General features: G+C 69.1%; 22 protein-coding genes and 1 pseudogene. 8 read left to right on the top strand and 15 right to left on the bottom strand.

Annotated features, from left to right (window positions below):
* Nucleotides 1-49 precede the first annotated feature (49 nt).
* The 5 genes from OG322_RS40955 (at nucleotide 50) to OG322_RS40935 (ending at nucleotide 4898) form a co-directional block, all read left to right on the top strand.
* The gene (locus tag OG322_RS40955; RefSeq protein WP_123471619.1) at nucleotides 50-502 is read left to right on the top strand and encodes a MarR family winged helix-turn-helix transcriptional regulator; all 453 of its coding nucleotides are present in this window, start codon (nucleotides 50-52) and stop codon (nucleotides 500-502) included.
* A gap of 115 nt (nucleotides 503-617) precedes the next feature.
* Nucleotides 618-1718 (top strand): type III polyketide synthase, encoded by a 1101-nt coding sequence (locus OG322_RS40950; protein WP_164494602.1) that lies wholly within the window; start codon nucleotides 618-620, stop codon nucleotides 1716-1718.
* 13 nt (nucleotides 1719-1731) lie between these two features.
* Nucleotides 1732-2730 carry a class I SAM-dependent methyltransferase gene (locus OG322_RS40945; RefSeq protein WP_123471617.1) on the top strand — a complete coding sequence of 333 codons (999 nt, stop codon included), beginning with the start codon at nucleotides 1732-1734 and terminating at the stop codon, nucleotides 2728-2730.
* Nucleotides 2731-2877: 147 nt separating this feature from the next.
* The gene (locus OG322_RS40940; RefSeq protein ID WP_241200536.1) at nucleotides 2878-3318 is read left to right on the top strand and encodes a hypothetical protein; all 441 of its coding nucleotides are present in this window, start codon (nucleotides 2878-2880) and stop codon (nucleotides 3316-3318) included.
* A complete protein-coding gene (locus tag OG322_RS40935; protein WP_241200535.1) occupies nucleotides 3315-4898 on the top strand; it encodes a multicopper oxidase family protein in 1584 nt (527 codons plus the stop codon). Before OG322_RS40940 ends, OG322_RS40935 begins: the two co-directional genes overlap by 4 nt.
* Nucleotides 4899-4943: 45 nt before the next feature.
* Here the strand turns inward: OG322_RS40935 and OG322_RS40930 are convergent, their stop codons facing one another.
* The 11 genes from OG322_RS40930 to OG322_RS40880 form a co-directional block, all read right to left on the bottom strand.
* Nucleotides 4944-6005 (bottom strand): LLM class F420-dependent oxidoreductase, encoded by a 1062-nt coding sequence (locus OG322_RS40930; RefSeq protein WP_123471614.1) that lies wholly within the window; start codon nucleotides 6003-6005, stop codon nucleotides 4944-4946.
* Nucleotides 6006-6076: 71 nt separating this feature from the next.
* The gene (gene fabG, locus OG322_RS40925; RefSeq protein WP_329307826.1) at nucleotides 6077-6823 is read right to left on the bottom strand and encodes a 3-oxoacyl-[acyl-carrier-protein] reductase; all 747 of its coding nucleotides are present in this window, start codon (nucleotides 6821-6823) and stop codon (nucleotides 6077-6079) included.
* Between the two features lie 42 nt (nucleotides 6824-6865).
* Nucleotides 6866-7135: an acyl carrier protein gene (locus OG322_RS40920; RefSeq protein WP_123471612.1), complete on the bottom strand. Its 270-nt coding sequence runs from the start codon at nucleotides 7133-7135 to the stop codon at nucleotides 6866-6868.
* Between the two features lie 52 nt (nucleotides 7136-7187).
* A complete protein-coding gene (locus tag OG322_RS40915) occupies nucleotides 7188-8627 on the bottom strand; it encodes a cytochrome P450 (RefSeq protein WP_329307825.1) in 1440 nt (479 codons plus the stop codon).
* Nucleotides 8628-8685: 58 nt separating this feature from the next.
* Complete coding sequence (fabF, locus tag OG322_RS40910; protein WP_123471608.1) at nucleotides 8686-9936, bottom strand: beta-ketoacyl-ACP synthase II; 1251 nt, start codon at nucleotides 9934-9936, stop codon at nucleotides 8686-8688.
* Nucleotides 9933-10412: an SCP2 sterol-binding domain-containing protein gene (locus OG322_RS40905; protein ID WP_329307824.1), complete on the bottom strand. Its 480-nt coding sequence runs from the start codon at nucleotides 10410-10412 to the stop codon at nucleotides 9933-9935. The genes fabF and OG322_RS40905 overlap by 4 nt, the downstream gene beginning before the upstream one ends.
* Complete coding sequence (locus tag OG322_RS40900; RefSeq protein ID WP_123471604.1) at nucleotides 10409-12103, bottom strand: FAD-dependent oxidoreductase; 1695 nt, start codon at nucleotides 12101-12103, stop codon at nucleotides 10409-10411. The genes OG322_RS40905 and OG322_RS40900 overlap by 4 nt, the downstream gene beginning before the upstream one ends.
* Nucleotides 12100-13083 carry a hypothetical protein gene (locus tag OG322_RS40895; protein WP_124286609.1) on the bottom strand — a complete coding sequence of 328 codons (984 nt, stop codon included), beginning with the start codon at nucleotides 13081-13083 and terminating at the stop codon, nucleotides 12100-12102. The genes OG322_RS40900 and OG322_RS40895 overlap by 4 nt, the downstream gene beginning before the upstream one ends.
* 4 nt (nucleotides 13084-13087) lie before the next feature.
* Complete coding sequence (locus tag OG322_RS40890) at nucleotides 13088-14224, bottom strand: 3-oxoacyl-[acyl-carrier-protein] synthase III C-terminal domain-containing protein (RefSeq protein ID WP_123471601.1); 1137 nt, start codon at nucleotides 14222-14224, stop codon at nucleotides 13088-13090.
* Between the two features lie 19 nt (nucleotides 14225-14243).
* The gene (locus OG322_RS40885) at nucleotides 14244-14504 is read right to left on the bottom strand and encodes an acyl carrier protein (protein ID WP_123471599.1); all 261 of its coding nucleotides are present in this window, start codon (nucleotides 14502-14504) and stop codon (nucleotides 14244-14246) included.
* Between the two features lie 203 nt (nucleotides 14505-14707).
* Complete coding sequence (locus tag OG322_RS40880; RefSeq protein ID WP_123471726.1) at nucleotides 14708-15172, bottom strand: DUF2871 domain-containing protein; 465 nt, start codon at nucleotides 15170-15172, stop codon at nucleotides 14708-14710.
* Nucleotides 15173-15880: 708 nt separating this feature from the next.
* Here OG322_RS40880 and OG322_RS40875 point away from each other — a divergent pair.
* Nucleotides 15881-17431 (top strand): DNA primase family protein, encoded by a 1551-nt coding sequence (locus tag OG322_RS40875; RefSeq protein ID WP_124286608.1) that lies wholly within the window; start codon nucleotides 15881-15883, stop codon nucleotides 17429-17431.
* A 143-nt stretch (nucleotides 17432-17574) separates the two neighbouring features.
* Complete coding sequence (locus OG322_RS40870) at nucleotides 17575-17979, top strand: DUF6009 family protein (protein WP_123471595.1); 405 nt, start codon at nucleotides 17575-17577, stop codon at nucleotides 17977-17979.
* A 190-nt stretch (nucleotides 17980-18169) separates the two neighbouring features.
* Here the strand turns inward: OG322_RS40870 and OG322_RS40865 are convergent, their stop codons facing one another.
* Entirely contained in the window at nucleotides 18170-18892 is a 723-nt protein-coding gene (locus OG322_RS40865) for a 4'-phosphopantetheinyl transferase family protein (protein ID WP_329307823.1), read from the bottom strand.
* 208 nt (nucleotides 18893-19100) lie between these two features.
* Between OG322_RS40865 and OG322_RS40860 the strand changes: the two are divergent.
* Nucleotides 19101-19184, top strand: a pseudogene (locus OG322_RS40860) (phosphodiesterase); the annotation flags it as partial.
* 81 nt (nucleotides 19185-19265) lie between these two features.
* On the opposite strand, the gene OG322_RS40855 reads toward OG322_RS40860, so the two are convergent.
* From OG322_RS40855 to OG322_RS40845, 3 genes are all read right to left on the bottom strand, one after another.
* Nucleotides 19266-19649: a DUF6009 family protein gene (locus OG322_RS40855; protein WP_266413572.1), complete on the bottom strand. Its 384-nt coding sequence runs from the start codon at nucleotides 19647-19649 to the stop codon at nucleotides 19266-19268.
* Nucleotides 19650-19887: 238 nt separating this feature from the next.
* Nucleotides 19888-21432 carry a DNA primase family protein gene (locus OG322_RS40850; protein ID WP_329307822.1) on the bottom strand — a complete coding sequence of 515 codons (1545 nt, stop codon included), beginning with the start codon at nucleotides 21430-21432 and terminating at the stop codon, nucleotides 19888-19890.
* Nucleotides 21429-22445, bottom strand: coding sequence for a bifunctional DNA primase/polymerase (locus OG322_RS40845; protein ID WP_123471722.1), 1017 nt, complete (start codon nucleotides 22443-22445; stop codon nucleotides 21429-21431). Before OG322_RS40845 ends, OG322_RS40850 begins: the two co-directional genes overlap by 4 nt.
* Nucleotides 22446-22500 lie beyond the last annotated feature (55 nt).

Below are 22500 nucleotides of genomic sequence, written 5' to 3'. Positions count from 1 at the left end.
TTAGTCAAGCCCCCTGACTACTTTCCTGTACCGGAGAGGTGCCCCCGAAATGACCACGCGGCCGGAAAAGCCGTACGAGCGCCAGGTGCCGCTGCCCACCCTGCTCGCACAGGCCAAGGACCTCACCATCGACCAGCTCCATCGACAGCTGCACGAGGAGGGGTACGAGGGAGTCCGGTTCCGGCACGGCTCCGTCTTCCGGTTCGTCGACCCGGAGGGCACCCGGCTCACTGTGCTGGCCGACCGCTCCGGGTTCAGCAAGCAGGCCATTGCCGAAGTGGTCGACGAACTCGAACGGTTCGGCTACCTCGAGCGGACCGCGGACCCGCGCGACCGCCGGGCCAAGCTGATCCACCTGACCGAACGGGGCCGGGCGGCCCAGCTCGCCGCCGCCCGGATCCTCGGGGACATGGAACGGATGTGGGCCCGGCACTTCGGCCGGGACGGGATCGACATGATGCGACGGATGCTGGAGGACATCATCACACGCCGGATCGAATAGCGGCATGCGCCGCCCAGCCCGCCCGAGGCCGCTTCAAGCCGCTTCCGAGCGCACTGGACAAAGGTATTGAGGTGTCGAACTCCGATCCGGCCCTCAGAAGGTGGACTTCACGGATATGCCAACGCTATGCAAACCGGCGGTGGATGTGCCGGAATACGTCATCACGATGGACGAGACCCTGAAGTTCGCCGAAGATACCCATAGAGGGAAGCCACAACTGCCCCTCGCGCTTCGGCTGATCAAGAACACGGGTGTGCAGAAGCGACACGTCGTGCAGCCGATCGAAAAGACGCTGCGCCACCCCGGCCTCGAGGAACGCAACCGGATCTTCGAGGCCGAGGCCAAGAAGCGGTGCCCCAAGGTCATCGAAGAGGCCCTGATGAACGCCGGGCTGACCGCCCGGGACATCGACGCGATCATCTTCGTGTCCTGCACCGGGTTCATGATGCCGTCGATGACGGCCTGGCTGATCAACAACATGGGCTTCCGCACCGACACCCGGCAGATACCCATCGCCCAGCTGGGCTGTGCCGCCGGCGGCGCCGCGATCAACCGGGCCCACGACTTCTGCATCGCGTACCCGCAGAGCAACGTACTGATCGTCTCCTGCGAACTGTGTTCCCTGTGCTACCAGCCCGGCGACGACGGCATCGGCTCACTGCTGTCCGACGGCCTGTTCGGCGACGCGGTGGCGGCGGCCGTGGTGCGCGGCAACGGAGGCACCGGGGTGTCGCTGGAACGCAACGCCGCGTACATCATCCCGGGCACCGAGGACTGGATCTCCTACGCGGTGCGCTCCACCGGCTTCCACTTCCAGCTGGACCGCCGGGTGCCCGGAACCATGGAACCGCTCGCCCCGGTGCTACGGGACCTCGCGAGAAGCCACGGCTGGGACGTCGGCCGCCTGGACTTTTACATCATCCACGCCGGCGGCCCGCGCATCCTCGCCGATCTGAGCACGTTCCTGGGCGTCGATCTGCACATGTTCCGGCACAGCTGGGCAACGCTCACGGAGTACGGGAACATCGCCAGCGCGGTCGTGCTCGACGCGCTGCGCAGGCTGTTCGAGGAAGGCACGATGACGCCGGACGCCAGCGGTGTGATCGCGGGATTCGGCCCCGGCATCACCGCCGAGATGGCCGTCGGCAGCTGGCGCGTGGACGCCCCGGCGATCACCGCGGACCTACGTCGGCAGCCCATGCCGGCATCCCTGTGAGGAGAAGGAAAATATGACCGGCAACCTGCCTTCCCCGAGCCGCATCCTCGAGATCGCCAGCGGCTACTGGGCCACCGGACTCCTCGGCGTGGCGACGCAGAACTCCCTGTTCACGCTCATCCACGACGGCGTCGACACCGCCGGCCGGCTGGCCGAGAAGACCGGCATGGCCGAGCGCGGGGTGCAGTCCCTCCTCGACGGACTCGTCGGGCTGGGGCTGCTGCGCACGCACGATGGCACCTACCACAACACCCCCGAGTCCGAGCTCTATCTGGTCGAGGGCAAGCCCACCGACATCAGCGGCTTCGCGCAGCTCAAGCTGGCCGAGATGGACAAGCTCGCCGGCCGGCTCGAGGTATTCCGCGCCGGGGGCCCGCTGACGGAGCCCATGGTGGAGGTGGCCGACAACCCGCACTGGGAGAACGTCGTCACCGCCATCGCCGGCCTGTCGGTCACCGCCGCCCGGACCGCCGCCGACGTGCTGGGCCTGGCCGAGCGCGAGAACCTGTCGATCCTCGACGTGGGCGGTGGGTCGGGCATCTTCTCGTCCGTCTGGCTCCGGCTCAACGCCACCGCCCGCGCGACCCAGCTCGACTGGGAACCCATCAACGCCATCGCGCGCCGGCTGCTCGCACAGCACTCCCTGGCCGACCGGTTCACATGCCTGGACGGTGACTTCCACGCCATCCCGCTCGAAGCCGCCGCCTACGACGTGGCCCTCTACTCGCACGTCGCCCACCAGGAAGGGCCCGAGGACAACGTGGCGGTCTTCGCCAAGCTCCGCGAGGCCCTCAAGCCCGGCGGCGCCCTCGTCGTCTGCGACTACATCGTCGAGGACGACCGCAGCGGCCCCGCCTTCCCGCTCCTGTTCGCCTCGGAAATGCTGCTCAAGAGCAACCATGGCGGAACATGGCGCCGCGCCGACTATGCCGCCTGGCTGGCCGAGGCCGGCTTCGAGAAGGTTTCCTTTCACCCCACCGCCTCCCCCGCCTCGCTCGTCATCGCCCACTGAACCCTTCTCCAGTCCTTCACTGAACCGGAGAAGGACTGGAGAAGGACTGGAGGCTAGCTGGAGGGAAGCTCAATTACCTCCAACTACGTTTCCAAATCGCTTGGTTCATGTTGCACGGCCGTAGGTCAACCGGGTTGGATCGTAGATATGACTTTGCGTCTGTCACTCCTTTCCCTGCGTATCACCATCGGATTGCAGGCGATCCTGATGTTCGTCGAGGTCGCTCTGGCCGGAGGATTTCTCGGCGGCCATTACGATCTGCTGGCGATCCACGGAACGCTCGGCCGGGTCCTGACCGTGGTCACCTTCCTGACGACCGTCGCCGCCTTCTTCGTGCGCCGCCTCGGAGGGCCCCGGTCGGTCTTCCCCGCATCGGCCGTCATGGTCGTGGCGCTCGTGGGCCAGATTGCTCTGGGCATCGCCCACAGCGTCACCGCCCATGTCCTGCTCGGCGTCACGCTCGTCTCCACCGGCGCGGTGCTGGCCCACCAGGTGCTGACGACTCCGCTGCCCTCCGGGGCTCCGGACCCGGAGGTCCTCGCTCCCGCCTCCGACGAGGCCGACGTGGAACCGGAGCCGGCCAAGTGAAGCGGCGCGCGCTCCTGGGCGCCGGCGGGGCCGTGCTCGGCGCGGGTGCCCTGACCGCGGCCGGCTGGCCGGTGCTGAGCCGCTACCTGCGCGAGGGCCTGCCCGGCAAGGTGATGGCCAGCCAGGCCAAGCTGCCGCCCGCCTTCCGTACGCCGCTGCCAATCCCCCGGGTCCTCAAGCCGACGTCGACGAGCGGCACCACGGACACCTACGACATCACCCAGCAACACGCCGAGCTGGAGATCCTGCCCGGACTGCGCACCAAGGCATGGACGTACGGCGGCACCTTCCCGGGGCCGACGATCGTCTCGCGTTCGGGCCGCCGCACCGTGGTGCGCCACCGCAACGAACTCGACCGCCCCACCGTGGTCCACCTGCACGGCGGCCACACCCCGGCGGCCAGCGACGGCTACCCGACCTCCCTGATCCTGCCTGCCGACGGCTCGTACGACATGCGCCGCGCCCACCAGGACATGAGCGGCGGACCGCACGGCATGACCATGGACCACGGCGCGATGGACCTCGCCGAGGGCTCGCGTACCTACACGTACCCCCTCGAACAGCGCGCCACGACGCTCTGGTACCACGACCACCGCATGAGCTACACGGGCGCGGCCGTCTGGATGGGGCTCGCCGGGTTCCACCTCGTGCACGACGACGAGGAGGAGCGGCTGCCGCTGCCCAGCGGCGACCGGGACATCCCGCTGATGATCACGGACCGTTCGTTCGCCGAGGACGGGTCGTTCCAGTACCCCTGGCTGGACAGCGAGTTGCGCACCCCGGGGGTTACGGACGCCTACATGAACGGCGTGCTCGGTGACGTCGTCCTGGTCAACGGCGCGCCCTGGCCGGTGCACGAGGTGGACCGGCTGCGCTACCGGCTGCGCATCCTCAACGCCTCCAACGCCCGCCTGTACAAACTGGAGCTGGACCCGCAGCCCGAGGGCGGCGGCGGCTTCGTCCAGATCGGCAGCGACGGCGGGCTGCTGGACGCGCCGCGCCACCACGACGCGCTGGAGATCGCCCCGGGCGAACGCTTCGACGTCGTGGTCGACTTCTCCCGCTACCGGCCGGGCACCAAGGTGCGCCTGCTGAACCGCTTCGGGGACGGCTCGACGGCCCAGGTCATGCGCTTCGACGTCGGCTCGGGCTCCCCGCGCGACGACACGAAGGTGCCGCAGAAGCTGAGCGAGGTCCGCCGGCTCGACCCGAGCCGCGCGGTGGTCACCCGTGACTTCCACTTCCGCGGCTCCAGCGCCGGGTGGACGATCAACGGCAAGGAGTACGAGCCGGGGCGCGCACTGGCCCGCCCGAAGCTCGGGCAGGTGGAGGTGTGGCGGTTCACCACGAACTTCCACCACCCCGTCCATCTGCACCTGGACCCCTTCCAGGTGGTGTCGCGCAACGGGCACGGCGTCGGCGCGTTCGACCACGGCTGGAAGGACACCGTGGACCTGCGTCCGGCCGAGGCCGTCGAGGTGGTCACCCGGTTCACGGACTACCCCGGCGCCTTCATGATCCACTGCCACAACCTGGAGCACGAGGACATGGCCATGATGGGCGACTTCGTCACCGAGTAGCCCCTCCCCCGGCCTTCGGGGGACTGCCGGACCGCCGCGTCCGCGTCAGTCCCCCACGCCCGCCCGGTCCATGGCCTCGGCCAGGGTGCGCAGGGTGGCGATGCCCTGTTCGGCGTCATCGGGGAAGATCATGGCCGAGAGCGTGGTGACACCCGCCTGCGCATAGGCCTGGAGCCGGTCCGCGACGCGGTCGGCGGACCCCAGCAGGGCCGTACGGTCGAGGTACTCCTGCGGCATGGCCTCGGTGGCCGCGCGCAGCTTTCCGTCCAGATAGAGCTTCTGCACCTGCTCCGCCTGGTCGGGGAAGCCGCTTCGGGCCATGAGCCGGGTGTAGAAGTTCTGCTGGCGCGACCCCATGCCGCCCACATAGTGCGTGGTGAAGGTGCGCACCCGGTCCGCACAGTGTGCGAGGTCGTCGCCGAACGCCACCGGCACCGCCGCGACCACGTCGAACCCCCGCAGATCACCGCCCCGGCGCGCGGCCCCGGCACGCAGTTCCGCCATGAACTCGTGCCCGGACTCGGGCTGGAAGAAGATGGAGAGCCAGCCGTCCGCGATCTCGCCGGCCAGGCGAGTGCTGGCCGGGCCGACAGCCGCGAGGTAGAGCGGCACCGCCCTGCGACGTGGGCGCATGCCCAGCTGAATGGCCTTGCCCGGCCCGTCGGGCAGCGGCAGCGGGTAGTGCTCTCCGCCATGGTCGACCACCTCACGCCGCAGCGCCATCCTGACGATGTCGACGTACTCGCGAGTGCGGGCCAGCGGCTTGTCGAAGCGGGCCCCGTGCCACCCCTCGGCGACCTGCGGCCCCGACACCCCGAGGCCGAGGCGGAAACGGCCCTCCGAGAGCAGGTCGAGGGTGGCGGCGGTCATCGCGGTCATCGCCGGCGAGCGGGCCGGGATCTGCATCACCGCGGTGCCCAGCTCGATCCGTGAGGTCTGCGCGGCGAGCCAGCCGAGCAGCGAGACGGCGTCCGAGCTGAACGCCTCGGATGTCCAGGCCACCGAGAAGCCCAGGCGCTCGGCCTCGCGGACATAGCGCGCAGAGTCCCGGGGGGCCGCACCGGCACCCAGAGGGCCGAGATAGCGGAGATTGAGTCCGAGCCTCATGAGGCGGGGTGTCCCTTCACGTGTGGTCGAGGACTCCGGCACCGTCCGGGGCGGGTCCGGAGTCCGGGTGCTCAGATCACCAGGCCGCCGTCCACGCCCAGGACCTGCCCGGAGATGTACCGGGCGCGGTCGGAGACGAGGAAGGAGACGAGGTCCGCCACGTCGTCGGGCCGGCCGAGGCGGCCGAGCGGGACATTGTCGAGAATGTCCTTCCTGGCCGCCTCGGTCAGGCCGGCGGTCATGTCGGTCTCGATGAGACCGGGCGCGACCACGTTGGCACGTACACCGTACTTTCCGCACTCCTTGGCGAGGGACTTGGTGAAGCCGATGATGCCCGCCTTGGAGGCCGCGTAGTTGGTCTGCCCGGCATGGCCGTGCACACCGGTGATGGACGACAGCGTCACCACACAGCCGGTGCGGCGCTTCATGAACGAGAAGATCGCCGCGCGGCAGACGTTGTACGTGCCGTCGAGGTTGGTTCCCATCACCTCACGCCAGTCCTCGTCGGACATCCGCAGCAGGGAGTTGTCGCGGGTCAGCCCCGCGGAGGTGACCACGGCGTCGAGCGGGCCGAGCTCGTTCTCCACGGCGGCGGTGAAGGCCCGGACCTCCTCCAGCGACGCCACGTCGACACGGTGGGCGATGACGCGCGCCCCCGTACCGGTGGCCTCCTCGACGGTCCGGGCGGCCGCTTCGGCGTTCGAGCGGTAGCAGAAGGCGACGTCGAACCCGTCGTGCGCCAGTCGGGACACGACGGCGCGGCCGATGCCGCGGGAGCCGCCCGAGACGAGTGCCACCGGTCGCTGGGTGTCCGGCACAGGTTCCTCCTGGAAGGCGTGTCGAGCAGAGGGCGTAGGGCGTCAGGCGGCGAACTGTTCCGTACGCCTGTCGGATATCAGCCGCAGGACCTGGGGAAGCGACGAGACGTTCTTCAGGTCGCGCTCCTCCAGCTTGACGCCGTACTGCCGCTGGAGCCGGACGACGATCTCCAGCACCATCAGGGAGTCGACCTCCAGGTCCCGCACGAAGTCGGCGTCGTCGGTGATCTCCTCCACATCGAGATCGAGAATGTGTGCGATGAGGGAGCGCAGCTCTTCCTTGTCGAGTGCGACCTGGGTATTGCTCGTCATGTGCGGTCATCCCTTCGATGGCATGTCGGTGGACGGGTGTGCCGGTCCCCGGTCAGTCGCGGGCGGCGGCCGGCCGGCGGCGCCGGGCGGTCAGCGGCATGCCGTTCTTCGGCCGGATGGTGATACGGGCCAGCGTCTCGACCGTGTGCCCGGGCACGGGCTCGAACTCCCAGTCGCGCCCCACGGTGGCCAGGGCCATGACGCCCTCCATCCACGCGAAGGTGTTGCCGATGCACTGGCGCGGGCCGCCGCCGAAGGGAATGTAGGACAGGCGCGGGCGACCGGGCCGGAGCGCGTGACCCGTGAGTTCGTCCGCCGCGTCGGCGGGCGTCGGGTCCTTGAGCCAGCGCTGCGGGGCGAAGCGCTCCGGCTGCGGCCACCACTGCGGGTCGCGGTGGATGACCCACGGGACAACGGCGACGAAGCTGTCCTTGGGGATGTGGTGACCGCAGAGCTCGAAGTCGTCCAGGGGGCGGCGGGCCATGCCCATGATCGGCGGGTAGAGGCGCATCGCCTCGTTGAGAACCGCGTCGGTCCACACGAGACGGGGCAGGTCCTCGACCGTGGGCAGCCGGTCGCCGAGCACCTCGTCGATCTCCTGGTGCAGACGCTTTCGTACCTCGGGGTGGGTGGCGAGCAGGTGGTACGACCAGGTGAGGGCGTTGGCCGTGGTCTCGTGACCGGCCATCAGCATGGTGACCGCCTCGTCGCGCACCTGATGGTCCTCCATCGGCTTCCCGGTGTCGGCGTCGCGCGCCTCCAGCAGCAGCGAGAGCAGGTCGGCGCCCTTGGCTTCACTTTGCCTGCGCTCGTCCATGAGCCGGTAGACGATGGTGTCGAGCTGGTCGCGGCCCGCGAAGAAGCGCTTGTTGCCGGGCAGCGGAAGCATCGCCAGGTAGCGGGCGAAGGGCAGGGAGTCCCAGCGCAGCGGACCCTCGTCACGCGGAATGGAGGTGCGCACGGTGTGCGCCATATCGCTGTCGAGCGAGACGTCGAAGATCGTGCGGGAGACGACGCCGAGGGTCAGCTCGGTCATCTCGGCCGCCATGTCGAGGCGCTGCCCGTCCTTCCAGCCGGACTGGATGCCGTCGGATATCTCGGCGAAGGCCCGGCCGTAGCCGGCGATGCGCTCGTGGTGGAACATCGGCTGGATCAGCCGCCGCTGCTTGCGGTGGTAATCACCGTCGCTGGTGGTCAGACTGTTGCCGAAGATCACCGAGAGCGGGGCTTCCCACTTCCCACGTCCGGTGCTCATGGTGGCCTTCGTGAACTTGCGGTGCGAGTTGACCAGGATCTCCGAAACCGCCTCCGGGTCGCTGACCAGGAACAGATTGCGGAGGCCGAGCGGGACGCTCACGACGGCGCCGTACTGGTCGCGCAGCCCGGTGAAATAGTCCATCGGATTGCCGGACATGGAGAGCATGGCGCGCAGCCGGCCGGTGGGGCCGGGGACAGCGGTGGCGGCCACGGGGGCGGTGGAGACCTGGGTCATCGAGGGACCTTCCTGAGGTGTGGTCACATGTGGCGCGGCACGCCGGGCACGGGCCGGGTCACTGCCTGACGAACCGTCGGAGGGCGAGCGAGACGTTCTGCCCGCCGAAGGCGAAGGAGTTGGACAGGGCCGCCCGGACCTCGTACGGGCGGGCGGTGTTCGGTACGTAGTCGAGGTCGCACTCGGGGTCCACGGCGTCCTGGTTGATGGTCGGCGGGATGACCCCGCGGTCGATCGCGAGTGCGCAGAAGGCCGCCTCGGTCGCGCCGGCCGCGCCCAGCAGATGGCCGGTCATCGACTTGGTGGAGCTGACGGCCAGGTTCTTGCTGTGCGGGCCGAAGGCGGACTTGATCGCCTTCGTCTCGGCGGCGTCGGAGAACAGGGTGGAGGTGCCGTGGGCGTTGATGTGGTCGATCTCCTCGGGCGCGAGACCGGCCTCGCGCAGCGCGGCGAGCATGGCGCGGGCGGCGCCCTCGCCGGTGGGGTCGGGGGCGGTGACGTGGTAGGCGTCGCTGGTCTGGCCGTAGCCGCAGATCTCGGCGTGGACATGTGCGCCTCGGGCCTCGGCCGACTCCGCGGTCTCCAGGAGCAGCATGGTGGCGCCCTCCCCCATGACGAAGCCGTCTCGGTCCGCGGTGAAGGGACGGGAGGCGCGGTGGGGTTCGTCGTTGCGGCGCGAGAGTGCGCGCAGGTTGGCGAAGCCCGCGATCAGCGGCGAGATGACGCACGCCTCGGCGCCACCCGCGAGGGCGGCCCCGGCGTAGCCGTCGCGGACCATGCGGTAGGCCTGCCCGATCGCGTCGGCCGAGGAGGCACAGGCGGTGACGGGTGCGGCGCCGGGGCCTCGGAAGCCGAAGCGCTGGGCCACGGTGCCCGCGCCCATGTTGACGATGGAGCTGGGCACAAAGAACGGGGAGACCATCTGGGGGGCCTCCGCGTCTTTCAGCGCCCCCGCCATCATGGTGGCGGCGCCGCCGATGGCGCTGCCGATCACGGTGGCGGCGCCGTCCCGGTCGATGCCATCGAGGCCCGCGCGCTCCACGGCGAGTTCGGCCGCGGCGATCGCGAAGTGGCAGAACCGGTCGAGGCGTCTGGCCTCCTTGTGGGTCAGCCAGTCGGTGGGGTCGAATTCCGTCACCTCGGCGGCGATCCGCACGGGCAGCCGGCCGGCGTCGAAGCCTCGGATCGGTCCGACGCCCGAGGCCCCGGCCAGCAGCCGCGACCAGACCCGCTCGGTGCCGACGCCGAGCGGGGTGACCGTGCCGATGCCGGTCACCACCACCCGGTGGCGTGCGGGGAGGGTGCTCATCCGGATTCACCCGGTGCGGCGAGCCCGAAGAGCGACTCCATGCGCATCGCGAGGTGTACGTCCCCCTGGATGCGCAGCCTGCCCTGGAGCAGCAGGTCCATGCCCTGGGACGCGGCGGAGGCCATCTCCACGAAGCTGACCGCGTCGAGGGTGAGGGTGACCGCGGGGGCGCCCGAGATCCCCACCTCGCACGCGTCGCAGGTGTCCTCGCTCAGCACGAGGTCGCGGGCGAGGGTGTCCGCCGACGGCCGCTCGACCTCCCAGCGGACGGTCTGCGGACCGTCCATGGGGCCTCCGGTGTACCGCTCGGGCATCTGCTCGAAGACGGTGCGCAGCACGTCCTCACCGTCGGATGTGGCCAGCCAGGCCGCCAGGTCCTCTCGCGGCAGCCCGTCGAGGGCGGCGCGGACCTCGGAGAGTGCGCCGGAGCGCAGTCCCGCGAGCCGCTTCGGGGAGAAGGCGGGTCCGGCCGTCATGACTGCCCTTCCGTTCGTGCGGGCACCGGCCCGCTGTTGACGATTCGGTCGGCAGCCCGCCGCAGTTCCTCGCGGGGGGCGACGCAGGGCAGCCGGGCGAGGACGTGGCCGTCGGGCCGTACGAGTACCGCTTCCGCCCCCTTGAGGGCGTAGATGTCGGCGAAGGTCCCGCTCGTGTCGCGCAGTCCGCCCCTGTCCGCGGTGATCACGGACGCGGTGAGGGGCAGGCCCATGAAGTCCGGAGCCCCCTGCACCACCTGCTGCCAGACGGTGCCCTCGGCCCCGGTGAGCAGGGCGAAGCCGGTGCGGGTCAGGTCGGTGGTGGAGATCCGGTCGCCGGCCCGGTCCAGCCAGGCGTGCGGGGCCCGGTGTCCGGCCTGCGCGCTGGGCCGGTAGTTCACCACGTCCCGGACCACCGGCTCGCCGGGGCCCGGATCGTAGGTGAAGCCCAGTGTCTGTCCCTCGAAGTCGAAGTGCGGCCGGTGTTCTTCGATGTTCCGGGCGAACTCCGCCGGGTCGGCGTCGGTCTGGAGCAGCGCCCGCTTCTGCAGGGCGTTGGTCTCGCTGTGCCGGGCGTTGAACTCGGCCACCGGGCGCCGCTCGCGCTCGTAGGAGTCGAGCAGCGTGTCGGGGGCGCCGCCGCGCAGCACCGCGGCCAGCTTCCAGGCGAGGTTGTGGGCGTCCTGGATGCCGGTGTTCATGCCGAAGCCCCCGGTGGGCGGGAAGGTGTGGGCGGCGTCCCCCGCGGCGAGCACCCGGCCGTCGGCGCTGCGCCAGGACTCGAGCCCGGTGGAGCCCATCACCCAGTTCCGTACGGAGTGGATGCGCAGCCCCTCGATCGCGTCGCCCGTCACGCCGACGGCGGCCTCGATCAGCTTGTGGTGGTCGACTTCCTGCCCGAAGTAGGTGTGTTCCTCGTCCGGGGTGAGGGCGGGTATCTCCAGGAGCCATTCGCCGCGCTTGGGGTCGACGGTGACGAGGACGCCGCGCACGGTGTCGGTGAGCAGCCAGTACAGGGCGCTCTCGCGGCCCGTCGTCCAGGGCGTGAGGTCGGCGCTGAAGTGGATGTCGAGGAGCCTGCCGAGCGGTGTGGACGCGGTCTGGCGCAGGCCGACGGTTTCGCGCAGCGCGCCGTGCAGGCCTTCGGCCAGGATGGCGTAGCGGGCCTCGACGACGGTGGGGCGCTCCCCCGAGGCCGTCACCCTGACACCGGAGGGGGTCCGGGTCAGTTCCTCGGCCTTGACGCCGCGGATCACCCGTGCGTTCTCGGGGAGCCGGTCGACGAGCAGCGCCTCCACCCGGTTCTGTGAGCAGATGACGGGCAGGACCGGGCTGTTGACGGCTCGCTCCATGAGGGCGTCTGCGGAGGCGATGATGTCCAGACCGGCGAGTTCGGTCCCGGCGAGTGCGGTGCACCAGGTGATGCGTGCGGTGTTCTCCAGGGGCACCCCGGCCCGGCGCACCTGGGCGTCGACGCCCAGGTGCCGCAGCAGTTCCATGGTTCGCGAGTTGATCACCGTGGCGCGTGGGTGACCGGACGGTGTGAGGCGCTGCTCCAGGACGACCGTGCGGATGCCCAGTGCGGCGAGGAAGTGGGCTGCGGCAAGGCCGGTGGGCCCGCCGCCGATCACCACGACGTCGGCCTCCACCTGCTCGGCGGCCCGGGGCGGATGCTTCACGGCTGTAGTCATCGGTGGACCTCCGCGAGACGGGCGACGACCGGTGCGAGGCGCCGGGCGACCGCGGCGTCGAAACCGGCCTTGAACAGGATGCGGGTGACCACGACGGTGGGCAGCCCGGCCAGGATGGCTCCGGTCAGCCAGAGAACGAACATGCCGCTGAGTGCGGTGCGTTGGACCTCTCCGCGTCGGCCGGCGGCTCGGATGACGCGGCCCCAGACCCGGAAGACCCTTCCGGCCAGGAGGTCGGCGGCGGCCAGCGGAAAGTTCACCGGGGCGGCGTCATGGGCGGCAAGCGCCTCGCGGATCCGGTCGGCCAGGGCGTCCTCGGAGACGGACCCGGTCGTGTCCTGTACCGGGGCGGGGCCGCTCTGCGCGGGTGCGAGTTCGGCGATGCGTTCACCGAGGATCGCGAGCCGGTCCAGTTCGTCCTTGCCGACACCGGCACGCGGGAACCCCCAGGACGCGTCCCGCTTTCCGGCGAGCAACCAGCGCAGTGTGGTGACGAAGGTGACCGCGGCGGACGCGGTGTCCACGGAGGCGATCGTGCCGACGTAGCGGGCACCGGCACCCTGGAGCAGCCGCTGCGCCTCGATGGCGGCCGAGTACCACATGTTCCGGCAGGCGATCAGACCGATGACGGCACGCCCGTCGAACGCCTTCGGTTCGGCGCAGATGAGCGCCCGCATGGGCAGCGCCGGTGCCAGGTACCAGACCGGGTAGGCGAAGACCACCAGGTCCGTGTCGTCGTCCTCGGACACCGGCGGCTGGACGGTGATCGGCGGCGCGGCGTCGGGGTCGACCGAGGCGGGGAACACGCCGAAGAAGCGGCGTACGGGCCAGGGAAAGGGGAAGGCCTCCCGGGGCCTGATCTCCACCAGGCGTACGTCCCAGCCCGCCTTCTCCAGCGGGCCGGTGACGGCGGCGACGGATTCCAGGAGCTGGCCGGTCTGCGAATACCAGTAGGCCGTCACCCGGGGCTGTGCACCCACGGTCTCAGACCTCCCCGGCACGGACGGCCGTCAGATGCGCGAAGGACACCGCGAACCGGCCGGACTCGGGGACCATCACCAGGAGCTTGTCCCCCGGGGCCACCAGCCCCTCGTTGAGCATCTCCTCCAGGATCACGTAGATGCTCGCGGACCCCATGTTCCCGACGCGGGGCAGGTTGCTGTACCACTTCTCGACGGAGGGGCCCCGGACCTTCTTCCGCTCGACCTCCTTGAGCACCATGGTCTTCATACGCTCGCTGGAGTAGTGCACGGGGAACCAGGTGAGCTCGTCCGGGTCGAAGCGGCCCTCATCGAGCAGCCGCTGGTACTCCTTGACCCCGATCCGTACGAGATGCGGCAGCAGGCCCAGGTTCTGCCGCAGGGCCAGCGCGCCCGCGCCGGCGGCCTCGGCCGCGCAGGGGTAGTCCCACCATGTCCGCTCCGCCGAGTTGTCGGCCGAGCCCATGTACATGCAGGTGTCCTCGGTGTTGGCGTAGGAGGTGAGCGAGATCCAGTCGATCCGCAGGCTCACACCGTCGGCCGCCGGGCGGTCCTGTACCACCGCGGCGCCGGCACCGTCCGAGAGCATGTAGCGCAGGAACGCCATCTCCATGGCGATGGCGCCGTCGTCCGAGACCCTCTCGACGCCTTCGAACCACTCGCTCTTCATGAAGCGGGAGGCCAGTTCGGAGGCGGAGGCGACCGCGTTCTTCTTCTCCCCGGCCGCGACTTGGAGGTAGGCGTTCTTGAGCGCCATCATCCCGGAGCTGCAGATGCCGTGGGTGGTGACGATCTCGCAGGGCGGGCTGCCCAGGGCGCCGTGGATGGAGCTGGCTATGCCGGGCGCGACGAGGTCCGGCACGGCGGTCGCCGCCGAGATGAGGTCGATGTCGTCGAGGGTGATGTCCGAGCGGTCCACCGCCTGGCGGATGGCCTCGACTGCCATGTCGGTGTTGGAGAACAGGGTCTTGTGCTGCTTGTCGATCGCGTAGTGCCGCGTCTTGATCCCGCAGTTCTCGAGGATCTGTTCGCGCAGCCCCGAACTCGCCTGGCCCACACTGCCGATGTAGTCCTCGATCTCCTCGTTGGGCACCGGCTCGCCTGGCAGGAAGCGTCCCATGGCCGTGATGTACGCAGGCATTGCAGGATCTCCCCGTGGTCTAGACGGTCGCTTCGGTTTCGATCTTCGAGACGGCGAATTCCACGATGTCGCCGACGGTGCGGAGTGCACCGATGCGCTCGTCGTCCATCGACACGTCGTACGCACTCTGGAGGGTCTGCGCCATGGCGACGAGATCGAGCGAGTCGATGCCGACCTCGTGGTAAAGATCCGATTCCGCGGAGAGTTCATCCGGATCGGCATCGCACTTGGCCTGCAGGAATCCTGTGATATCGGCGTAGAGATCGGTCCTCAAGGACATGTCCACCTCCCGTGACCCACCCCTTGTGGGTCACGGGATCCACTCTCGCCGGAGCCTCCGGGACAGGGCATCAGAGCCATTCATGAGGCCACTCTGAATTTTTCCCACCGGCTTCCTTCCACTTCCGGCCGGCGGCCCGGGACACGCCGAAGCCCCGCAGCGGGCTGCTGCGGGGCTTCGGCGTCGGATTCGGGACCGGGGTGTCAGACCGAGGTCGTGGCGCGCTCCGTCTCGCTGGCCGGCGGCTGCTTGGCCGCGTTCAGCTCCTTCAGCCGATCGCCGATCCGGATGAACAGCAGGACGAGCCCGACAGTGAGCAGGATGTGGCCGAGCCCCGCGATGAGCGGCACCGCCTCCGGCACGTCGTCGTGACCCAGGACAGTCATCGAGCCGTGCACGCCCATCATCCCGACGCTGATCACGATGCCCACGTTGTAGAACCAGAAGAAGCTCGTGAAGAGCTTCGAATTCTCCGAGAGCTGGAACACCTTGTCCAGACCGAGGACGATCAGAAAGACCAGCATGCCGAGCGCCAGCAAGTGGGTGTGCATCACGGCCAGCTGGGTGTCGCCGGTGAAGTCCTCGGCCTTGGTGAATTCGCGGTAGAAGAGCCCCGAGAGCACTCCCACGATCATGTAGATGTGCGCTGCGTGATACGACTTCCGCATCGTGATTCCCGCCCCCTGGCCGCGTTCCATGCCGACTGATCGCTTCCGTACTGACGTCCGCCATTCAACATCAAAGAGCACTGCCCCGCCAGCGGATCACGTGCGGCCCGCACCGTCGGCCGGCGCACCCGTGGCGTACGTCCCGCCCTGCCGTCTCCCGCGGCCCGGTCCGCCGAGCAGACCGCAGACCTGGAGCAGCAGACAGCGTTCAGTCCCGCGGGGCTCGGTCCCGTCCCGGTCCCGCTGATAAAAGCGCAGGTCAGAGCGTTTTCACCACGAGGCACGGGACTGACGGGGCTGGAGGTCGTAGTTATCAGCTACGCAAGAAATATACGCTCACGCACGCGTACGCGTGTTCTAAAGTTATCTATGTAGCTGATAACTACGACCTCCAGCCCCGTCAGTCCCGTAGTTGGGGCGCTTACGGGTCTGACCTGCACTTTCTCCGTACGGGTCCAAAGGGGCCGAACCCTGCGCGGGACTGAACAGTCCCGTCGCCGCGAGCCTCCGGCGACGGGACCACGCACCACGGGACTCAACTTTCCCAACAACTACCGCAACCTCTCAGGAAACAGGTTCGGTGGTCTACGCTCTCTGCCCTGTGAAAGCTTCAGTCCCGTTGGGCCCGACGGAACTCCGCAACTCCATGATCATCGAGTCCGCTCCGTCCACCGGCGTGCAGCGCACGCTCCCCCCTCGAGGATGCTCATGAGCGCCGAACCTGTACGCTTCGACGCCGAAGCCGCAGCACGACAGATGCGCAGGCAGAGCCTCTCCCCGGCCCTGACCCGGCCGAGCCTGCCCCCCGGGCAGAGCGACGGGTCAGCCCCTCCGCCGGTCGCCTCCGCAGTCCTGCTGCCCGGCTCGCTCACCGACCGGGGCAACGCCAAGCTGTTCGCACGTCTATACCAGGACCGGTTCCGGTACGTCATCGGTATGGGCTGGCACTCCTGGGATACGTACCGTTGGAAGCTGACGGGTGGCGAGGAGACCGCCGTGTGGGCGGCCGGAGAGATGGCCGAACAGATCCCTGAGCACGATCCCACCGGCCGCTTCACCGACCGTCAACTGGCCGCGCACCGGCGCCATTCCGAGTCGACCGCAGGCCTCAAGGCGATGCTCTTCCAGGCCCAGTCCGCCCCGAGCCTTCGGCTGTATCCGGACACACTCGACGGCGACATCTACGCGCTGTGCACGCCTTCGGGCGTGGTTGACCTGTGTACGGGGGAACTGCGCAAGCCCGATCCGCTCACCGATATGCATTCGCGCGCTACCACCGTTGCCCCGCTCAAGATGCCGGTTCCGCGCTGGGACAGCTTCCTGCGGGATACCTTCGGCGGCGACGCCAAGGGGCTGGAGACCACCCGGTTCCTGCATCTGCTGCTCGGTTACTCCATCACCGGCGACGTCGGCGCGCAGGTGATGCCGTTCTTGTACGGTTCCGGGGCCAACGGCAAGTCCGTGCTCCTGGAGGTCATGACGCAGATCCTCGGCGACTACGCGAATGCGGCGCCGCCGGGATTCCTGATGGAGAAGGGCAAGTTCACCGAGCACTCCACCGAACTGACCGAACTCCACGGCCGGCGCGTCGTGGTGTGCAGCGAGCTCAGGCCCAATGACAAGTTCAACGAAGCCCGGGTCAAGTTGCTGACGGGCGGTGACACCATTACCGCGCGGCGTATGCGGCAGAACTTTTTCACTTTCTCCCCGACCCACAAGCTCTGGCTGCTCGGTAACCATCGCCCCGAGGTTGGCACGGGCGGGCACGCGTTCTGGCGCCGGATGCGCATCATTCCGTTCGAGCGGCGTGTTCCCAACGCACGGAAGATCGACAACCTCGCCGCCGAACTCGTCGCTGACGAGGGCCCCGGCATCCTCCAGTGGCTCATCGAAGGCGCCCAGCGCTACCTGGCCACCCGTGACCCGCTCGCCGGACCCACCTCCGTACAGATTGCCACGGCCGCGTACGAAACCACCGAAGACCACATCGGGCGGTTCCTGACCGAACGATGCACCAAGGGCGAGGGCGAGGGCCCCAACCCCGATCTCCGCGTCGAGCAGAAGCTGCTGTACGAGACCTACTGCCGCTGGTGCGCCGATGAAGGCATTCGCTTCTCCACATCGCGCGCCTTCGCCAGCCGCATCCGCCAGGAACTCGGCCTGGCCTCACCAGCGGAAATGATCAAAAATAATGCGACCAAGCTCTACCCGGGAATCGCGCTGCTCCCGGAGGGCGCAGCCGAGGGGGGCGCACGATGACGGACTGCGCCCTGCCCGAGATTCTCGGGCACCCGTACGATGGAGGCGGACGTTCCGGGCGGAGCACCGCCCCTTGGGGCACCAGCCTCGCGAACGACACACCAGCAGGCCGACCCGCGGCCGCCCGCATGCAGGAGGGCCCGATGAGCGCACTGCCCCAGGAAGGCGATGTCGCCCAGGAGGCCGAGGTCGTGTGGCTGGAGGACCCGAACGACCTCGACTACGTCCGCCAGGCCCTGGACAAGGTCAACACCCGCAAGGGCAAGCCCCGGTATGAGCGCGACGGTCGTCTCATCGGCTACTCCAACCTCGTGCCGAAGGCGCCGCGACGCGTGGACAGCGGCCTGTTCGCCCGCCGTACGTTCTATCTGCTGCCGCACGACCGCCCCAACCGGCCCGACGACCCCGAGTGCCCCTACTCGGTCGGCTCCCCGCTGGAGGCCGTGGACCCCAGCACTGTCGCCCCCGGCAAGGTGGGGGCGAAGACAGCACGCTCCCAAGGGACCTCACAGACAGTGCCCGCCGGGCCCGACCGGCTCGGAAGGTGACTTGGTCGGACCTCCCCGATTGGCCGCACCCGCGCCGGTCGCCTGGAGCGGGGTGCGATCCGCGACGGCGTACGCCCCCGCCTTCCACCAGCTCGACGGCAGCGGCTCCGACGACGCGCTACGGGCTGGGCGCCCCGCCCGTAGCGCCAAGGGCTGAGGCATCAGCCGGACACGCCGCAGTCCGGGTGCGTCACGCGACCGGACCGTGGCCGAGCGTGGTGGACGGCAGCCCCGCGCCCAGGCGGACAGGTTGGGCGCCCGCCGCCGCAACCAGGGCGCCCAGGCGGGAATCCGTCAGATCCGTGAGGTAGAAGTCCTCGAAGCGCAGAGGCGTCCCGTCCGCCCGGTCGTCGAGCGGAAGCTCCGAGAGGTCGAGACTGCTGAGGGCGCCCAGGTGCGTCCTTCCGACCTTGATCAGTGCTTCCTTGCGCACCCATTGACGCAGGAAGGCGCGGCTGGGGTCTGCCTCGGCGGTCACCAGGGCACGTTCGGCAGCCGTGAGCGCACGGTCCATGACCTTGAGGCTCTGGGCGCGGCCCAGCAGCTCCACATCGATGCCCACCGAGACACGACCGGCGACCGCGGCCACCACTCCCTTGGCGTGGGAAAGGCTCACATGCACGTCAGGACGGCCCACGAGCAGCGGCCTGCCGTGGTCGGTCCCGTGGCACCTCGGACACCGCTGGGCGAAGGGCACCTCGGCCGGGGCAACCCCCAGCAGCCACCCCGCGCAGAACCGGGCAAGGACATGTGCGGCGAGGAAGTCCCGAGCTGCCTGCTCCGAGCAGAAACGCGTGAGGCGCCCGCGCTCCTGCTCGTTCAGCAGATGGGTCCCCGCCGCCGGATGCCGCAGTATTTCGCCGGTGCTCACGGCTACCGCCACCGGACCGCCCGTGTCAGTGCACTGGGACACGGAGTCTCCTCAGGGCCGTGCGGAAAGTGAGCCGCTGCCTGCGTAGGTGCGCTCTTACACTCTCTGCAGCCGCATTGGACAAACCCTTGAACGGCGCTGGAGTACAAACCCTCTTGAGCAGGTTCTCCCGCAGGGACCGGGGAAGCCGATGCGGAAACAGGCGAGTTCGAGCAGGCCGTTGCCGAGCGATGCCCGCTCGAAGTCGACAGTCGCCGGCGTCCTCACGGGCCACGCCCACACCGCGGCCGCCACGACCTTCGCCGGGCGCCCCTTGATCGTCGGACCGGCCATCCAGGGTTACACGCTACTCAGGTTCGTCCGGGGTCAGGTCTCGGTGCAGCCCCGTGCCCACGGTCGTGCCCACGGGGCTGCTTCAGGAGCCGGCGGCCGCTATGGCGACGCTGCCCTGTTGGGAACGGGGGGTCTTCTCTCCTACGCGGTTGGGTTCGATGGTCCGGGGGTCGACGGCTTCTCCGGGGGCGCCCTGGCGATAGACCCCTTCGGGGTCGGAGTCCCGGTCGTGGGGCAGGAGGAAGAACACCCTGCGTCGGTACAGGCCGCTGTCCGGGTCGGCTTCGGCGTCGGCGCCGAGCTCGATGTAGCCGATCATCCGGCCGTCGCGGGCGTAGCGGGGCTTGTTCTTGCGGCGGGGTGTCTTGTCCAGGGCCTGGCGGACGTAGTCGAGGTGTTCGGGGTCTTCGAGCCATACCACGTTCGCTTCGTGGGTGAGGTCACTGTCGGTCAGTAGCGAGCTCATGGCCGCGACCTCTCCTTCGTCGGCGTGCACCGGGTGAGTCGGTGCCTGCGTGTTGTATCTGTTCCCTGGGATGGGGCCAGGCAGTCGTGCCCGCCGTCTTGAGGGCTCGGGCTCGTGGGGGCGTCCTGGGGTTCGGGAAGGAGCTGCAGGCGGCGGAGCGCCCTCCCATCGTAGAACGGGCCGATGTCCTGGTGCAGGAGGCTCAGTGCCGGCGGAGGCTGGTCTGCGTGCTGGTTGTTCATTCTTCGGCCGCCAGGGCGAGGTTGGGGTAGAACTTGCGGCCGTTGGATTTGATCATGTCGGCTGGTGAGGCGAGTCCGACTTCCTGGCGGACCCGGGTGGCGAAGGCTCGGGCGGTGCCGGGGCGGATGCCTTCGCTGTTCGCGCACCAGCTGCTGTATGAGGCGTAGAGAAGGCCCTGTTCGGCGCGGAGCTCGTTGTTGTCCGGGTCGTGGATGCAGCACTCGGTCAGGAAGCGGCCGATGTGGTCCTCGGTATTGGCGTAGGCCGTGGTCGCGATACGGACGCGGTCCGGGCCGGCGAGGGTGTCGCGGGTGGCGAGGTAGCGGCGGGCGCCTTCGGTGAGCCAGTGCAGGATGCCGGGCCCTTCGTCCTCGACGAGTTCCACGGCGAGATTGTCGATCTTACGTTCGTCGGGGACGATGCGCTCGAAGGGAAGCAGGCGGATGCGGCGCCAGAACGCGAAGCCCCCGGTGGATACCTCGGGGCGGTGATTGCCCAGGAGCCACAGTTTGTGGGTGGGGGTGAAGGAGAAGTAGTCCTGCCGCATCCGGCGGGCTTTGATCTTGTCCCCTCCGGTGAGGAGCCGGACACGGGCTTCGTCGAAGCGGTCGTTCGGCTTGAGTTCGCTGCACACGATCAGGCGTCGCCCGTGGAGTTCGGTGAGCTCGGTGGAGTGCTCGGAGAAGGCGCCTCGGTCCATGAGGAAACCGGGTGGGGCTGCATCGGCGTAGTCGCCGAGGATCTGGATCATCACGTCGAGGAGGACGGACTTGCCGTTCTTTCCCTGGCCGTGGAGGAAGGGCAGGACCTGGGCCCCGACGTCACCGGTGATCGAGTAGCCGAGCAGCAGGTGCAGGAAGTCGACCATCTCCCTGCCTTCGGCATCCTCGCCGAACGTGTCGTCCAGAAAACGGTGCCAGCGGGGGGTCGGCGTGTCCTGAGGGGCGACGCTGGTGGCCCGGGAATGGAAGTCCCGGGTGGGATCCGGCTTGCGGATACGGCCGCTGCGGAGATCGACCACGCCGTCGGGCGTACACAGGGCGTACGGGTCACCGTCGAGGGTATCGGGATCCAACGAGAGGTCGGGGGACGCTTTGGCCTGGGTGAGGAGCGCCTTCATGCCGGTGGTCGACATGGTGCGCTTCTTGTGGTGGAGGAGTTCCCGGTCGCTGAACAGGCCTCGGGGGTCGGCGTCCGGGATCTCCTCGGCCATCTCCCCCGCAGCCCACAGGGCAGCCTTCTCACCTCCGGTGCGCTTCCACCGGTAGCCGTCCCAGGAGTACCAGCCAAGGCCTTCTACGTGGCGGAACTGGTCGCGGTAGAGACGGACGAACAGCTTGGCGTTACCTCGGTCGGTGAGGGTTCCCGGGATTTCGCCGGGCTGGAGGCCCGTTGTGGGGGTGTGCACCATCTCTGCAACGGTCTGGGTGGGAAACGGTGGTGTTGGGGCTGGGAGGGGTTCAGCGACGGCTTCGAGGGCGAGCATCTGCTGAGCGGCGGCAGTTGCGTCAAAGCGCGGGCTTTCGGCGCTGCTGCTCATGAGCGTCCTTTGAGGTGGAGCGGTCGGGCGGCCCCTGCTGCGAGACCGTCGTGAATGATCTTCTCGTTCTGGGATGGCTGATGGGGCCTGGCCGCGTGCGCGGTAGCGGTCAGCAGCTCGCGTATAGCGGATTCCTCCAGATGCCCGGCAGCGGTGAGCCCGCCGGCGGTGAAGGCGGCTCGGTTTAGCTTCTCGGTGAACGCGGCGCCTTCCGCGACAGTCCCGCACCGGGCGACTTCGTCGAGCAGCGGGTCGAGGACCCGGTGTGCGGCCGCCGGCCTTCGAGAGCCTCGGGCAGGGGGAACGACGGCGGGCGGGGCTTGCCGGGGACTGACAACGTGTCCAGTGCGGGAAAGCTCGTTCGCGAGCCAGGCAGGGAGAGGCGCGGGGAACCGGACGGTTCCCAGGGGCTCGTACGTTCCCTGTCTGGTGCGCGTGGTGGGGGCCACGATGTAGCCGCCTTCGGCTCGTACGTCGACCTGCCAGGCAAGCGCGACCTTCGGGCTGGATCCCGCGGACGATCGGTACCGAACCTTGTAAGCAGGAAGCCGGTACCAGACGTGAAGCCCGCCTGAAGGGGTGCGCACCCGCAAGGTGGTGGTGTCTTGGGCGGGGTCGGGTTCCTGCCGGTATGCGGCCAGGAGCGCCATGGTGTCGAAGCCTGAAGCGAGGCCTCTGAGGTCGACCGCGTCATGGATCGGGATCCCTGGCAGAAGACGGCTTCGGTCGGGAACGGGGGCGCTGTGGGCGTCGATGTCGATCACGATGAGGTTGGCTGGTCCGCAGGCGACGCCCACTCCGGAGTTGGGGCTGGCAGTCCACCAACTGTCGATGCTCCGCGGGTCCGTGGTGCCGGCGTGAAAGCCATGGCACGGGCGGCCGGCACTGGGACAAGGACACGTTCGGGGGTCGTGGTGCTGGGCCTTGCAGTCCGGGCAGTTTCCCAGAGGGGTCTTCATCCCGGGCGCCAGCGGGTGTACTGGCCATCCGTTTCCTGCGCACCAGCGAGCCAGCACAATCGGAGGCACGATCCGGCCAGGAAGGCCGGAAGGGCTCGTCTCGCCGCAG

Origin of the sequence: Streptomyces sp. NBC_01260 (assembly GCF_036226405.1) — a bacterium.
Lineage (GTDB): Bacteria > Actinomycetota > Actinomycetes > Streptomycetales > Streptomycetaceae > Streptomyces > Streptomyces laculatispora.
Note: the sequence above shows the minus strand (reverse complement) of the source record. Positions and strands in the feature narration are given on the sequence as shown.